The following is a 14,295-nucleotide window of genomic DNA, read 5'->3' as shown; positions in this document are numbered from 1 at the left end:
TGCGTAATCACCTTCTGGCGCCCTCCGGCGCCCCTTTCGAAAGGAATGCGAGACAGATGAGCTCCCGGCTGAAATGGATCCTCGGGGCGGTCGCCGTTGTCGTCGTCGCCCTCGTCATCGTCGCTTCCGTCGCCGGCAAGGACCGGAACCTCACCCGCGTCACCACCGCGAAGGTGGGGAAGTCGGACCTGGTCTCGACCGTCAGCTGCAACGGACGCGTCCAGGCGAAAACCAAGGTCGAGATCTCTTCCCAGGTCATGGGCCAGATCGTCAACCTCGCCGTCGAGGAGGGAGACCTCGTGAAGAAGGGGGACTTCCTCCTTCAGATCGACAAGGCCCAGTACGACGCCTCCACGAAGGCGCAGCAGGCGAACCTCGAGGCCCTCTTCGCCCAGCGCGAGGCGGACCGGGCGACGGTGGAGCAGGCCCGGCGCGACTACGACCGCGAGCGGAAGAACTTCGAGGCGAAGATCACATCCGAGCAGGTCATGCAGAAGGCCAAGCTCCAGCTCGACGCCGGAATCGCCTCGCTCAACGCGGTGGAGCGGCGGATCGAGCAGGCCCGCGCCCAGCTCCTCGGCAGCAGGGACTCCCTCGGCAAGACGACCCTCGTCGCGCCGATGAACGGCATCGTCACGGCGCGCCCCGTCGAACAGGGCGAGAACGCCGTCGTCGGCACGATGAACAACCCCGGCACCGTTCTCCTGACGATCTCCGACATGTCGATCGTCGAGGCGGAGATGGAGGTCGACGAGACCGACATCCCGAACGTGAAAGTGGGCCAGAAGGCGAAGCTGACGCTCGACGCCTGGCCGGACAAGAAGTACGAGGGGGTCGTGACCGAGATCGGCGGCAGCCCGATCACGAAGTCGGCGCTCGGGACCGACGCCACGGCCGTCAATTTCAAGGTCAAGGTCCAGCTGAAGGACCCGCCCGCCGCCATCCGCCCCGGTTTCTCCGTCTCGGGAGAGATCGAGACCGACAAGCGGCCCGGCGCCCTCGCGATCCCGATTCCGGCGCTCGTCGTCGCCGAGGAGTCTTCGCTCAAGCGCGTCGAGAAGGGGAAGAAGCCGGCCCCGACCCCGACCCCGTCCGCCGAAGACAAGGAAAAGAAGAAGGACGTCGAGGGGGTCTTCGTCGTCGACAAGGACGGCAAGGTCGACTTCCGGAAGGTGAAGACCGGCATCACGGCCGAGCTCCAGATCGAGATCGTCGAGGGGCTGAAGGAGGGCGACGAGATCGTCTCCGGCCCGTTCCGGGCGCTCCGGGCCCTCCGGATCGGCGACCGCGTGAAGGTGGACAACAGCGGCGTCCCGCGGGACGAGAAGAGCTCGTAGACCGTCGACATGCTGAACGGGGAGCTCCTCCGCGTCGCCTGGCGGGCCATCAGCGCCCACAAGCTGCGGTCGTTCCTGACGCTCCTCGGCGTCATCATCGGGGTGATGACCGTCATCGCGGTGGTGTCGGTCATCCAGGGTCTCAACAACTACGTCGCGACGAAGCTCTTCTCCCTTTCCCCCGACGTCTACACGATCGAGCGCTTCGGCATCATCACGACCCGGGACGGGTTCCTCGAGGCGTTGAAGCGGAAGCGGATCCAGAAGAGCGACTTCGAGATGTTCCAGCGCCTCTCGAAGACCGCGGCCATGGTGGGCGCCCGCTCGGGAACCACCCGCCCGGTGAGGTCGGGAAGCAGGCGCCTCTCCGACGTCCAGATCTCGGGCGTGACGGCGAACGTCGCCGAGCTCTCCAACCTCGACGTCGACCTCGGGCGCTTCTTCACCGAGTCGGAGAACGAGCGGCGCGCCTTCGTCGCCGTCATCGGGACGGAGGTCCGCGACGAACTCTACCCGCGGCTCGACCCGGTCGGCCGGACGATCTCGATCGACGGGATCCCGTTCCGCGTCGTCGGCCTCCTCGTCAAGCAGGGTTCCGCCTTCGGGCAGAGCCAGGACAACGTCGTCTACGTCCCGCGCGAAGCTCTCGCGAAGGCCTGGGGCGCGCGGCGGGGGCTGTCGATCTACGTGAAGGCCAGGGGCGGCGTCGAAGGGATTCCGGCCTCGATGGACGAGGCGCGCGCCATCTTCCGGGCGCTCCGCAAGACCGCGCCCTCGGCCCCCGACCCGGTCTCGTTCGTCACGGCCGAGGCGATCCAGGTCGTCTGGCGCTCGATCTCGGCCGGCGCCTTCGCCCTCCTCGTCTTCATCAGCGGCATCTCGCTCGTCGTCGGGGCGATCGTCATCGCGAACATCATGCTCGTCTCCGTCGTCGAGAGGACGAAGGAGATCGGCATCCGCCTCGCCATCGGCGCGAAGAAGCGCGACATCCGCCGCCAGTTCCTCCTCGAGGCGGCCCTCCTCTCCCTCGGCGGCGGCGCCGTCGGCGTCCTCTTCGGATGGATCATCTCGTCCCTCATCAACGCGTTCTCGCCCCTTCCGACGCTCGTGACCCCCGGCCTGATCCTCACGGGCCTCACGCTCGCCACGCTCACCGGCCTTCTCGCCGGCGTCTTCCCGGCGGTCAAGGCGTCGCGCCTGCCGCCGATCGAGGCCCTTCGCTATGAGTGAGCGCTTCTTCGACGGCCTCCGCCGCACGCTGGGAGAGAACCTCCGCTTCGCGTCCATCGCCCTGCGCGCGCACAAGCTGCGCGCCTTCCTGACGATCGTCGGCATCGTCATCGGGGTCTGGACCGTCATCGCCATGGTCGCGCTCGTGACCGGCTTCAACCGGTCGACGATGGCCGCCTTCTCGTCGTTCGGCACGACGCTCGTCCAGTTCCAGAAGTTCGAGCCCCGCTTCTTCGGCGGCGGCCACCGGCCTCCCGAGGAAGAGCGCAACCGCAAGGACCTCACGATCGAGGACGCCGAGGCCATCGCCCGCCTCGCCCCCTCCATCGCCGCCGTCTCGCCCGAGCGCTACCTCTGGGGCGGCTCGAAGGTGAAGGGGAACGGGAAGGAAGCGAACTCGCCGACGGTCTCGGGCGGCACCCAGAGCTACCTCGTCTGCAACAACTGGACGATGCAGGACGGACGGAACATCACCGACGTCGACGTCCAGCACGCCACCGACGTCGCCGTCGTCGGGTGGGACGTCGTCGACGCGCTCTTCGAGGGGAAGGACCCGGTGGGGAAGCCGATCACGATCAACGGGCGGCGGGTCCTGATCGTCGGCGTTCTCGAGAAGAAGGGCTCGCAGATGGGCGGCAGCCCCGACAACTTCATCCTGATCCCGATCACGACCTTCGACGTCTTCTTCCCTCAGATCAAGAACTCGGGCGGCGACACCCTCCACATCGCCACGATCCCGAGGTCACCCGAGCTGATCCCGAACGCGATCGAGGAAGGGACGAACATCCTCCGGGCCCGGCGGAAGGTGCCGTTCAACAAACCGAACGACTTCGCCATCTTCACCGCCGAGAAGATGATCACCCAGATGACGGCGGTCACGAACGCGATCTCGGGGGTCATGGTCTTCATCGCCGCCATCGCGCTCCTCGTCGGCGGCGTCGGCGTCATGAACATCATGCTCGTCTCCGTCACCGAACGGACCAAGGAGATCGGCCTGCGCAAGTCCGTCGGGGCGCTCAGGCGCGACATCAGCCTCCAGTTCCTGACGGAAGCGATGACGCTCACGGGCCTGGGCGGGGCGGTCGGCGTCGGCCTCGGCCTCCTGACGGCCCTCGTGGTCGGGGCCGTCTCGCCGCTCAAGACCGCGACGCCGCTCTGGAGCGTCCTCCTCGGCCTCGGCGTCAGCCTCTCCATCGGCCTCTTCTTCGGCCTCTACCCCGCCCTCAAGGCCGCCCGCCTCGACCCCATCGAAGCCCTCCGCTGGGAATAGAGCCCGGGGGGCAGAATCATGGGGTCAGGTCTACCTTCTACACTCTGCGCCCGTGCGCAGAGTGTAGAAGGTAGACCTGACCCCCCCCTCAGGCCAGGGCGAGCGAGAGGGCGACCGCGACGGTGAGAAGCGCGAACGACACAGCCAGGAAGACCCTCCAGAACGGGGCGCGATGGGCGCGTCCGCGGAGGTAGAGGTCGGCGCCGATCAGGTTCGCGAGGGATGAGATCGGGGTTCCGCAACCTCCGGCGTTCACGCCGTAGAGGAGCGCGGTGAAGAGGACCCCGCCCCCCGCCTGCGCCGCTTCGGGGGCGAGGAGGATCGCCGCCGGGACGTTCGAGACGATCTGCGAGAGGAGCGCGCCCGAGAGGACGAAGCCTGCGGGCGTCGCGCCGAGAAGCGCGACGGGGTCGAGCGCCGTAAAGAGCGCCGAGCGGCGGAGCCCCTCGACGCCGACGAAGAGGGCGGAGAAGACGCCGAGCAGCGTGAAGTCGGTCTTCAGGAGACCGCGCCCGAGGAGGGCGGCGGCGGGAACGGCGGCGACGAGGGGTGCGAGCCGCGGGATCGCCTGCGAGATCGCGAGGAGCTGGAGTGAGAGGAGGAAGAGGCCTGCGGTCGCGAGCCGCGGCTCGACGGGGCGCTCCGTCTCCGGCGGCGCGGGCAGCGGACGACGCGGGACGAGGATCGGGACGAGGGCGAGCGTGGCGACGGCCATTCCCGCGACCCACGGAAGCTGCGCCGCGAAGAACCCCGCCGTCGTGAAGCCGCCGCGCGAGAAGAGCAGGAGGTTCTGGGGGTTGCCCGTCGGCGTGAGGCAACCGAGGAGGTTCGCGGCCTGGATCTCGAGGACGACGACGCGGAGCGGGTCGAACTCCGGCGCGACCTTCTCGAAGGCGAGCGTGAAGGGGACGACGAGCAGGAGCGCGACGTCGTTCGTCACCATCGCCGACACCGCCCCGGTCGTGAGGATCGCGGCGACGGCGAGCGTCCGCTCGGATCGGACGCGCGAAAGGACCTTCCCGACGACGGCCTCGACGAGGCCCGAACGCTTCAGGCACTCGACCGCCAGGATCAGGACGAGGAAGAGCGAGAGAAGGTGGAGATCGAGGAGCGCGCGGATCTCGGAAGGGGAGACGAGCCGGAAGAGGAGCGCGAAGAACGCCAACGCGAGCGATACCCCAAGCACGCCCGCATGATATCCACGGACCCAAGGATGGGGTCTGGTCTACGCTCTACACTCTGCGCGCCGGGCGGCGGATGCCGCCCGGCGCGCATCGGGCTGCCGGGTCAGGGTCAGAGGCTGGCGAAGCGGTCCGTCGCGGCGACGAGGGCCCGGCTGTTCGGCGCCTCGAAGGCGCTGTGGCCGGAGTCGGGCGTGACGATGAAGTCGGCTTCGGGCCAGGCGCGGTGAAGCGCCCAGGCGCTGAAGATCGGGCAGACGACGTCGTAGCGGCCCTGGACGATGACCGCGGGAATGTGCCGGATCCGGCCCACGTCGCGCAGGAGCTGGTCGTCGACCTCGAAGAAGCCGCGGTTCTGGAAGTAGTGGGCCTCGATCCGCGCGAAGGCGAGGGCGAACTCGTCCTCCTCGTAGTGCCCCGTGAAGGCCGCGTCGGGGAGGAGCTTCGACGTCGCCCCCTCCCAGCCGCTCCAGATCTTCGCGGCGGCGAGGCGGACGCCGGGGTCGTCGCTCGTCAGGCGCCGGTGGTACGCCGCGACCATGTCGCCGCGCTCGGACTCGGGGATGTGCGCGAGGTAGGGCTCCCAGGCGTCGGGGAAGAGGATCGAGGCCCCCTCCTGGTAGAACCACTCGATCTCCTTCCTGCGGAGCAGGAAGATCCCGCGCAGGACGAGCTCGGTGACCCGGTCGGGGTGCCTTTCGGCGTAGGCGAGGGCGAGCGTCGAGCCCCAGGAGCCGCCGAAGACCTGCCACTTCGCGATGCCGAGGTGCTCGCGGACCTTCTCGGTGTCCTCGACGAGGTCCCACGTCGTGTTCGCCTCGAGGCTCGCGTGCGGCGTGCTCTTCCCGCTGCCGCGCTGGTCGAAGAGGACGATCCGGTACTTCTCCGGGTGGAAGAAGCGCCGCATCTTCCCGTCGGTCCCGCCGCCGGGTCCGCCGTGCAGGAAGACGACGGGCTTCCCGGCGGGGTTCCCGCACTCCTCGAAGTGGAGCTCGTGCACGTCGGAGACGCGAAGGCGGCCGGTGCGATACGGCTCGATCTCGGGGTAGAGCCAGTTGATCGGGTCCTTGACGGGGTGGGCCATGCGAACCTCCGGTCTCATCCTGACAGAGGACGGCCGCGCCGTCGCGCGGGTCCCTCGGCGCGCCCCGCCCGGGTTCTACAATGGAAAATCAAGACCTGACCCCGTCAGAGATTCTCTTCGAAGAAGGAGACGAGGCGCTGGTGGACGGCGTGGCGGGTCGCGCGGTCGCGGGGGCCGTGCTTCATGCCGGCGAAGGGGACGAAGACGTACTCCTTGCGCGCCTTGTTGAGGGCGTCGGCGAAGGCGATCGACTGCTGCATGTGGACGTTGTCGTCCGCCGTGCCGTGGACGACGAGGAGCTTCGGGCCGAGCTGCGCAGCGTGCGTCAGCGGGGCCGTCGCCTCGTAGCCTTCGGGGTTCTCCTTCGGGAGCTTCATGTAGCGCTCGGTGTAGATCGAGTCGTAGTACTTCCAGTGGGTCACCGGCGCGCCGGCGAAGGCGGCCCGGAAGACCCCCGGCGCGCGCGTCGCGGCGGTGAGAGTCATGTAGCCGCCGTAGGACCAGCCGTGGATCCCGAGGCGGGCCGGGTCGACGAAGGGGAGCTTCTTCAGCTCGGCGATCCCCTCGAGCTGGTCCTTCAGCTCGACCTCGCCGAGGCGCCTGAGGATCGCCGACTCGAAGGCGAGGCCGCGCCCGCCGGAGCCGCGGTTGTCGACCGCCCAGACCAGGAACCCCTTCGAGGCGAGGACGTGGTCGAGCAGGGACGTGCCCCCCCAGCGCTCCTGGACGAGCTGGGCGTGCGGGCCGCCGTAGACGTAGACGACGACCGGGTACCTCTTCGACGGGTCGAAGTCGGCCGGCTTCACGAGCCTCGTGTAAAAGAGCGTGCCGTCGGAGCCGGTGAAGGAGCCCATCTCCGTCGTCGCGAGGGCGAACTCGTCGAGGGACGTCTTCGGTACGAAGACGCTCCGGATCAGCGTCCCGTCCTGCCGCCTCAGGACGACGCGCGGGGGCGTGTCGACGTTCGACCAGGCGTCGAGGACGAACCGCCCGCCGGGGGAGGGGATCGCCTGATGCGTCCCCTTGTCGAACGTGAGCTGTGCGAGGCCGGAGCCGTCGAGGCCGACACGGTAGAGGTGCCGCTCGCGGGGATCCTTCGCGGTGGAGGTGAAGAAGACCGCGCCCGACCCGGCGTCGAGCTTCGGGTCGCCCTCGATCGCCCAATCTCCCGTCGTGACGGGGCCGACGAGCGTGCCGTCCATCCGGTAACGCCAGAGGTGCAGGAACCCGCTCCGCTCGGAGCGCCAGAGGAACCCGGAGCCGTCGGGGAGAAAGAGCGGGGGCTGGTGGGCGTTGATCCACGAGGCCGAGGTCTCCGTCAGGAGGCTGCGCAGGACGCCGTCCCCGGATCGAGGAAGGAGGAAGGCCTCGATTCGGGTCTGCGTCCGGTTCATCTTCGTGAAGGCGACGGCCGAGGAGTCGGGCGTCCAGGAGAGATCCGGGCCGAGGAGGACGTCGTTCCCGTCGAAGTTGACGACCCTCGAGGTCGTCGTCCCGTCGGGGCTCCCCCAGCCGACGACCTTCACCGACGGAGAGGCGTTCGGGTCGCCGGGCTTCGGGTAGCGCTGGGGCAGGTGCTTTCCGTTCGTCGGGAGGAAGTCGACGAGCGGGTATTCCGGGACCTTCGAGACGTCGAGGCGCAGGAATGCGATCGCCGAGGAATCGGGCGCCCACTCGTAGGCCCGGCCGTCGCCGCGGCCCGCGAGCTCCTCCTCGTAGACCCAGTCGAGCCGACCGTTCAGGAGCGTGGGGCTCCCGTCCGCCGTCAGGCGGGTGGCCTTGCCCGTGGCGACCTCGACGAACCAGAGGTCGTTCCCCTTGACGAAGGCGACCTTCGCGCCGTCGGGGGAGAAGCCCGGCAGCTCCTCCTCGGCCTCGTCGTTCGTGAGCCGCCGGGCCGCCTTCGCGCCGGGCTCGTAGTGCCACAGGTCCTTCTCGGCGGCGACGAGGAGCGCCGTCCCGGCCTCGTTCCAGGTCGCGCCGTCCACGGGGAACGTCCGGGGCTTGCCGTCCTTCCCGGTCCCCTCGGCGGGGATCGCCTCGAGGAGCTTCCGCGCCTTCCCGTCTCGGCGTCCTCTTCCCAGAGGACGGCCTTCGCCTCGGGCCCGGAGCCCGCCTTCCTCAGGTAGGTGAAGCGCGTCGCGTCCCTCCACCGGAGGGCCGTCGGCGCGGGCTCGACGAGGGGCTCGGCGGCGTAGACGCGCTCGAGGGTGAGCGCCTTCTTCGGCGCGGGGTCGGCGCCGGAGACGGCGAGGGCGGGCGCGAGGAGGGAGGCGGCGGCGAGGAGCGCGATCGGCAGGGCAGGACGCATCGCGCCCGACGATAGCCGAAAAGGAAGCGCCCCCCGGAAGCCGGGGGGCGCCTTTTGCGGGTCAGGACCCGCGAACGCTCCGTTTCAACAGCGGGGGAATGCCGTCCGCTGTGACCGGTCGTCACCGGAGGGCGCTACTTCAACAGCTCGATCTCGCTCAGTTTCCACGTCTTGTCGAACCAGGGCTCGAGCGGGCCGTACAGCCGGAACAGCATGTTCCACCCCTTGCCGGGGATGGTCTGGATCCAGTTGTTTTCCATGCCGGAAGGGGCACTGGGCCCGAAGTAGACGTCCACCGAGCCGTCCTTGCTGACGACCAGGCCGTTGTCGAGGCTGCTCACCTGCGGGAAGTCTTCGTCGGTCTGGAGCATGGAACGGGTCTGGTTGTCGTACACGATCGCGGACCAGAAGTCCTTTGCCGGAGCCTTGGGCAGCACGTGCAGTCGATAGGTCTTGCCGCCGTCCAGCGGATTGCCCTGGGAATCCAGGAGTCCGACGGCGTACTGGGAGCCCTGGCCGACCATCTTGGCTTCCATCGCGGGCGTGACTCCCGTGGCGTAGAAATAGAAGAAGGCGGCCGCGTCCAGGTAGGCCACGCCGGGCTGCTTCTCGAACTTGTAGCCGCCCAGCCACTGGCGCCAGGTGCTCTTGGGATAATAGAAGGCCTCGGGTATGCGGCTCTTGTAGGTGAGGGTGCGCGCGGTCGCGTCGCCCACCGCGGCGGCCTCGGTCAGGATCGCCTTCATGCGGGCGTCGGGCGCGAAAGGCCTCCCCTTCTCGATGCCGATCGAGGCGAAGAAACCGAGGGTGACCGGATCGAGCGACGCGACGGGTTCGTTCTGGACCACGTAGTCGAGAAGCTCCCAGAACCGGTAATCCCCCGGCGCCACCGTGGAGAAGGCCCGGTCGGACACGTTGACGAACTTGTTGGGCGGCGGATTCCCGGCCTGCGACAGGGGATAGATGCGCGTGTTCTTGTGCAGGCTCTCGATCGCAGGCCGGATGTCCCCTTTCACCGGCATGTTGCGCCAGACGAGGATGGACTCGAACGTCGGCACCCGCACCGGCATGTACCCCGCGGGCGCTTCGCCCTGGTACCCGGGCGGCAGCAGCAGGTACTTGCCGCCCTTGCCCTTGTCCGGGCCGACGATTCCGATGTCGGTCACGTACCTGAACCAGAAGTCGTCGATCATGCCGAGCGTTCTGGGGGGCACCTCGACCACCAGCGGGCCGTCGTGCAGGTTGATCCAGATCCACGTGTAGGGTGTGGTCGCGTTCGCCGTGAGGAAGATCGAACGCGCGTTCATGTTGGCTTCGAACGTCGGGACGGTGACGTTCGCGGGGCCGACTCCGAGCAATCCCTCGCGCAGCCCGGCCATGTTCACCGGCGCCAGAGCCAGCAGGTAGGACTGGACCGCGCGCTGGAAGTCGAGGTTGTCGTAGACCTTCCCGACCGTCGCCTCGTCCGGAAAGCCGTCGAAAAAGCTCAGCGTGCCGAGCCGCGTCTGCACCATGTCCGGCGCGGCGATCCCGGCCGGAATGTCCGTCGTCATCTTCGGTTTCGGCGGAGCCGCCGCCAGGCCCATGCTCGCGGCGAGTCCGCAGACGAGCAGGGCCGTCAGTCGAATCCTCACTCCTGACTCCTTTCGGTTCCGGATTCCGCCAGCCTTCCGACTCAGCGTACGCGGGCCCGGTGCTACTTCGTTCCGGCCGCCATCGGCTTCATCGTGAACGGGTCGCGGAGCGGGACGTCGGTCACCTTGCCCGCCGTCAGCTCGGGGAACTTCACAGGGTGCTTCGGGTCGGGGTTCAGCATGTCGTCCTTCTTGCCGACGGCCAGGACGGTGACCTTGTCCGTCGCGAGGAGGCGCTGGGCGACCCGCTTCACGTCGGCCTTCGTCACCTTCTCGACGTTCGCGGCGTAGCTGCGCCAGTACTCGGGCTCCTTCGCGAAGCGGCCCGTGAACTCCTCGTCGAGGAAGACGCTCATGGTCTGGCCCTTCGTCGTGAAGTTCCTCGAGAGCGTGTCGATGAAGGAGCTCTTCGCGGTCTGGAGCTCCTCGTCCGTGACGTCGGCCTCGCGGATCTTCTTCATCTCCTCGAGGACGATCTGGGTGGCGTAGGCACAGGTCCGCACCTTCGACTGGAAGGAGGCGCGGAAGGTGCCGGGGAACCAGATGCCTCCCGGCAGGCCGGAGCCAGCCGAATAGGCGAGCCCCTCGTCGGAGCGGACGCGGTTCGTGATCCGGCTCGTGAAGCCGCCGCCGCCGAGGATGTCGTTCATGACGAGGGCGGCGAAGGTGTCGGGGTCGTCGCGCTGGAGCGCGGGGAGCATGACCGAGACGCGTCCCTGGTTGACGTCCTTGTCGACGAGGTAGAGGCCGGGGGCCATCGCGTGGGCCGGCTTCGGGACGGACGGCGCCGCCTCGCCCTTGTACGGCCAATTCGCGAACAGGGCGTCGAGCTTGGCGATCATCTGCGCCCGGGTGACGCCCTTTCCGAAGTCTCCCGAGGCGGCGACGACGACGTTCTTCGGGTCGACCCACTTCCGGTGGAACGCGACGAGGTCGTCGCGTGTAATCGATTCGAGGGAGGCCTTCGTCCAGTAGCGGTTCAGGTAGTAGCCCTCGCCGAAGGCGAGGAAGCCGCGCTCCCGCTGCTCGATGTCGGCGGTGTCGTCGTTGCGGGACTTCATCTCGGTCAGGAGCTGGTCCCTGCGGAGCTTCAGCTTGTCGTCCTGGAAACGGGGCTCGGTGAGCGCCTCGCGGAGGATCGCGAGCCCCTCGTCGAGGTCCTTGGCGAGGAGGTTGAGGGAGACGGAGCCGCGGTCGAAGGCGTAGCTCGAGTTCAGGTTGGCGGCGAGGAAGGCGAGGCGCTCCTCGAGCTGCTCGGCCGTCTTGGACTTCGTCCCTCCGCGCGCCAGAAGGTAGCCGGCCAGCTCGGCGAGCCCTTCCTTCCCGGGCGGGCTGAGGTACGTGCCGCCGCGCAGGGTCACCGTGACCGAGACGAGCGGGAGCTCGCGGTCCTCGGCGACGAAGGCGACCGGGCCGGACTTCAGGACCGTCCTGTACTCCTTCGCCGTCGGAGGCTGGTAGGTGAACTTCGGGTAGGTCAGCTTGTCCGGATGCGGCGGGACTCCCTGGGCTGCGGGGGCGAGGAGGAGGGCGCCGAGGACGGCGAGGGCGGACGTCCGAACGAGGGTCTTCATCGTCTTCACCTTGGTCTTCACTCTCCGCTCCTCACTTCTTCCCGGCCGTCTCGAGCTCGGCGAGGCGCTCCTTCGCCTTCGCGACGAGCAGGTCGAAACCCTTCTTCATCTCGGGGGGCACCTGGGCCGACTGGGCTTCCATCTTCGCGATGCCGTCCTTCAGCTTCGCGGCGTCGGTTTCGGCGCCGAGGCGCTGGAGCGACTGCCTGATCATCGGGCGGATCTGCTCCGGGACGTCCGCGAGGGCGGCGTCGTCTTCCGACGGGGCCGAGCCCGCCTTGCGAGAGACGAGCGCCGTCGCCTGGTTCTCCTTCACGAGATAGGTCTGCGCAACCCGCTGGACGTCGGCGGCCGTGACCGCCTCGAGCTTCTTCGGCCCGGTGTTCATCTCCTGCCAGTCGCCGTAGGCCTCGTTGACCATCAGCTGGACGAGGATCGGGAAGTTCGAGGAGAGCCGGCGGAACGATCCCGCCGCGATGTTGTTCTTCACCTTCTGGAGCTCGTCGACGGGGACGGGCTCCTTCTTCAGGCGCTCGATCTCGCCGAGGGCCTTTGCTGCGACCTCGGCCGGCGTCTTCCCTTCCTTGACCTCGGCGCCGAACGTGAAGGACCCGGCGTACTTGCCCGGGGCGCCGAAGGAGTTGTGCGAGGCGCTCGCCTGGGTCGCGACGGCGTCGGAAGGGAGGACCATCGACTTGTAGAGGCGCCCCGTCCGGCCGTTCAGGAGCTCGGCCAGGACCGAGAGGGCGTACGAGTCCTTGTGCTGGAACGGCACGGTGTGCCAGCGGATCTCGGCGGTGGGGTTCGTGTCGGCCTCGCCCTCGAAGCGCAGGTCGTACTGCCACTTCGTCGGGAGCGTGACGACCTCGGGGGGCGCGACCTTTCCGCGCGGAATGCGCCCGAAGTATTCGTTCGCGAGCCTCAGCGCCTCGGCCCTGTCGAAGGCGCCGACGAGGACGGCGGTGAGGTTGTTCGGGGCGTAGTAGGTCGCGAAGTAGTCGTCGGCCTGCGCCTTCGTGATGTTCGCGACGTCGGAGGCGTAGCCGATGACGGGCCAGGTGTACGGCGTCGAGTGCCAGAAGATCGACTCGAACGCCTCGTCGAGCTTCCCGGTCGGGGTCGACTCGACGCGGAGCCGGCGCTCCTCGTAGACGACGTCCCGCTCGGCGTAGAACTCGCGGAAGACGGGGTCCTTCAGCCGGTCGGACTCCATCCAGAACCAGAGCTCCAGCTTGTTCTTGGGGACGGTGATGAAGTAGGCCGTCAGGTCGTTCGTCGTGAAGGCGTTCATCCCCGAGGCGCCGTTCTTCGTGTAGATCCGGTCGAATTCGTTCTTCACGAGGAGGTCGCGCTGCTCCTTGACGAGCGCGTCGAACTTCACCTCGAGCTCCTTGTAGCGCGGAGTCTTGCTCTCCGGCTTCGTGATGTCGTCGACTTCGCCCCGCCGCCAGGCGGCGCGCATCTTCGACTCCTCGGCCCGCATCTCGTCGCGCAGCTTCTCCTGCTCGCCGATGATCTCGAGGTCCCGCTTGGGGTCCTTCGAGCCGAGCGTCGTCGTCCCCTTGAACATCATGTGCTCGAAGAGGTGGCTGATGCCGGTGATGCCGACGCGCTCGTTGACGCTGCCGACCTTCGCGACCCAGCCGGCCGACACGGACGGCTCGTCCGGCCGATGGACGAGGAGGAGCTTCATCCCGTTCGGGAGGACGTGCTCCTCGGCTTTGACTTCCTGGGCCGCGGCGGGGCCTCCGAGAAGGAGGACCGCGGCGACTGTGGCGACTGTGGCGACGAGGACTTGTCTGCTTATGGTCATGGACACCTCACCTTGGCAGTTTTATACGCAGGCGACGCGCCGGGGGTTTTCCCCGGCGATGTCATGTCGTTTCGTGAGAACGGTTTGCAGGATTCGTTCCGAGCCGGGCGGGACAGCCCCCGGGCGGCTCCCTCCTTCCCGGTTCCTACAGGAATCGCCGTATGGCGTCGCGCCAGAACGGCCAGTCGTGCCCGAAGACCCCGGGCCAGAACTCGGCGTGGACGGGGATCCCCTTGCCCTGCAGGAGGCCCGCGAAGTGCCGGTTCTCGCCGATGAGCGCATCGTGCTCGCCGGTTGCGACGAACCAGTCGACCTGGCGGAGGCGCTGGACGAGCCCCTCGTCGGCGTTCGCGACGAAGGCCTCTGGACAGTGGAAGTAGCAGAGGTCGTCCCAGTAGCCGTCGAGGAACTGCCCCACGTGGTAGAGGCCCGAGAAGAGGACCGCCTTCGTGACCAGGCCCGGGTAGCGCCCGGCGAAGCTCGCGGCATGGTAGGCGCCGAACGAGGCGCCGCAGACGCCGAGGTCGCCGCGGCCGGAGCGGTGCTGGATGTAGGGGACGAGCTCGTTCGAGAGGTAGCGGTCGTAGTCGGCGTGCCGCCTCACGCGGTAGGCGGGAGGCGCGTTCTTGTTGTACCAGCTCTCGGTGTCGATGGAATCGACGCAGACCAGCTGGATGTAGCCGGCATCCACCTTGTCGGCGAGAGCGCCGGTGAGGCCGAAGTCCTCTGCCTGCCAGAAGCGCCCCATCGAGGTGGGAAAGATGACGACGGGGTAGCCGCGGTCTCCGAACCAGAGGAACTCCATCGTCCGGCCCAGGTGGTGACTGACCCAGGAGTGGTATTCGCGCCTCATGCCACGGA

The 14,295-nt window shown here is 68.2% G+C and carries 10 protein-coding genes; 3 read left to right on the top strand and 7 right to left on the bottom strand.

Annotated elements, in window-relative coordinates; all coding sequences use genetic code 11:
* Window positions 1-56: 56 nt before the first annotated feature.
* Genes IPN03_18275 through IPN03_18265 form a run of 3 tightly spaced genes read left to right on the top strand, consistent with a single transcriptional unit; the run spans window position 57 to window position 3,837 of the window.
* The gene (locus IPN03_18275) at window positions 57-1,337 is read left to right on the top strand and encodes an efflux RND transporter periplasmic adaptor subunit (protein MBK9375609.1); all 1,281 of its coding nucleotides are present in this window, start codon (window positions 57-59) and stop codon (window positions 1,335-1,337) included.
* 9 nt (window positions 1,338-1,346) lie between these two features.
* Complete coding sequence (locus tag IPN03_18270; protein ID MBK9375608.1) at window positions 1,347-2,567, top strand: ABC transporter permease; 1,221 nt, start codon at window positions 1,347-1,349, stop codon at window positions 2,565-2,567.
* Window positions 2,560-3,837, top strand: a complete 1,278-nt coding sequence (locus IPN03_18265) for an ABC transporter permease (GenBank protein ID MBK9375607.1) — start codon at window positions 2,560-2,562, stop codon at window positions 3,835-3,837. The genes IPN03_18270 and IPN03_18265 overlap by 8 nt, the downstream gene beginning before the upstream one ends.
* Window positions 3,838-3,925: 88 nt before the next feature.
* Here the strand turns inward: IPN03_18265 and IPN03_18260 are convergent, their stop codons facing one another.
* From IPN03_18260 to IPN03_18230, 7 genes are all read right to left on the bottom strand, one after another.
* On the bottom strand, window positions 3,926-5,023 hold the full coding sequence (locus tag IPN03_18260) for a hypothetical protein (protein ID MBK9375606.1): 1,098 nt from the start codon (window positions 5,021-5,023) through the stop codon (window positions 3,926-3,928).
* A 107-nt stretch (window positions 5,024-5,130) separates the two neighbouring features.
* Window positions 5,131-6,102 carry a prolyl aminopeptidase gene (gene pip, locus IPN03_18255; protein MBK9375605.1) on the bottom strand — a complete coding sequence of 324 codons (972 nt, stop codon included), beginning with the start codon at window positions 6,100-6,102 and terminating at the stop codon, window positions 5,131-5,133.
* A gap of 104 nt (window positions 6,103-6,206) precedes the next feature.
* Window positions 6,207-8,090 (bottom strand): DPP IV N-terminal domain-containing protein, encoded by a 1,884-nt coding sequence (locus tag IPN03_18250; GenBank protein ID MBK9375604.1) that lies wholly within the window; start codon window positions 8,088-8,090, stop codon window positions 6,207-6,209.
* Between the two features lie 457 nt (window positions 8,091-8,547).
* A complete protein-coding gene (locus tag IPN03_18245) occupies window positions 8,548-9,999 on the bottom strand; it encodes a DUF1254 domain-containing protein (protein ID MBK9375603.1) in 1,452 nt (483 codons plus the stop codon).
* A 110-nt stretch (window positions 10,000-10,109) separates the two neighbouring features.
* Window positions 10,110-11,642 carry an insulinase family protein gene (locus IPN03_18240; GenBank protein MBK9375602.1) on the bottom strand — a complete coding sequence of 511 codons (1,533 nt, stop codon included), beginning with the start codon at window positions 11,640-11,642 and terminating at the stop codon, window positions 10,110-10,112.
* A 10-nt stretch (window positions 11,643-11,652) separates the two neighbouring features.
* Window positions 11,653-13,434, bottom strand: coding sequence for an insulinase family protein (locus IPN03_18235; GenBank protein ID MBK9375601.1), 1,782 nt, complete (start codon window positions 13,432-13,434; stop codon window positions 11,653-11,655).
* A 145-nt stretch (window positions 13,435-13,579) separates the two neighbouring features.
* Entirely contained in the window at window positions 13,580-14,287 is a 708-nt protein-coding gene (locus IPN03_18230) for an esterase family protein (protein ID MBK9375600.1), read from the bottom strand.
* Window positions 14,288-14,295: the final 8 nt, after the last annotated feature.

The organism is Holophagales bacterium (assembly GCA_016719485.1).
Classification (GTDB): domain Bacteria; phylum Acidobacteriota; class Thermoanaerobaculia; order UBA5066; family UBA5066; genus UBA5066.
This window is presented reverse-complemented; position numbering and strand designations above follow the sequence as displayed.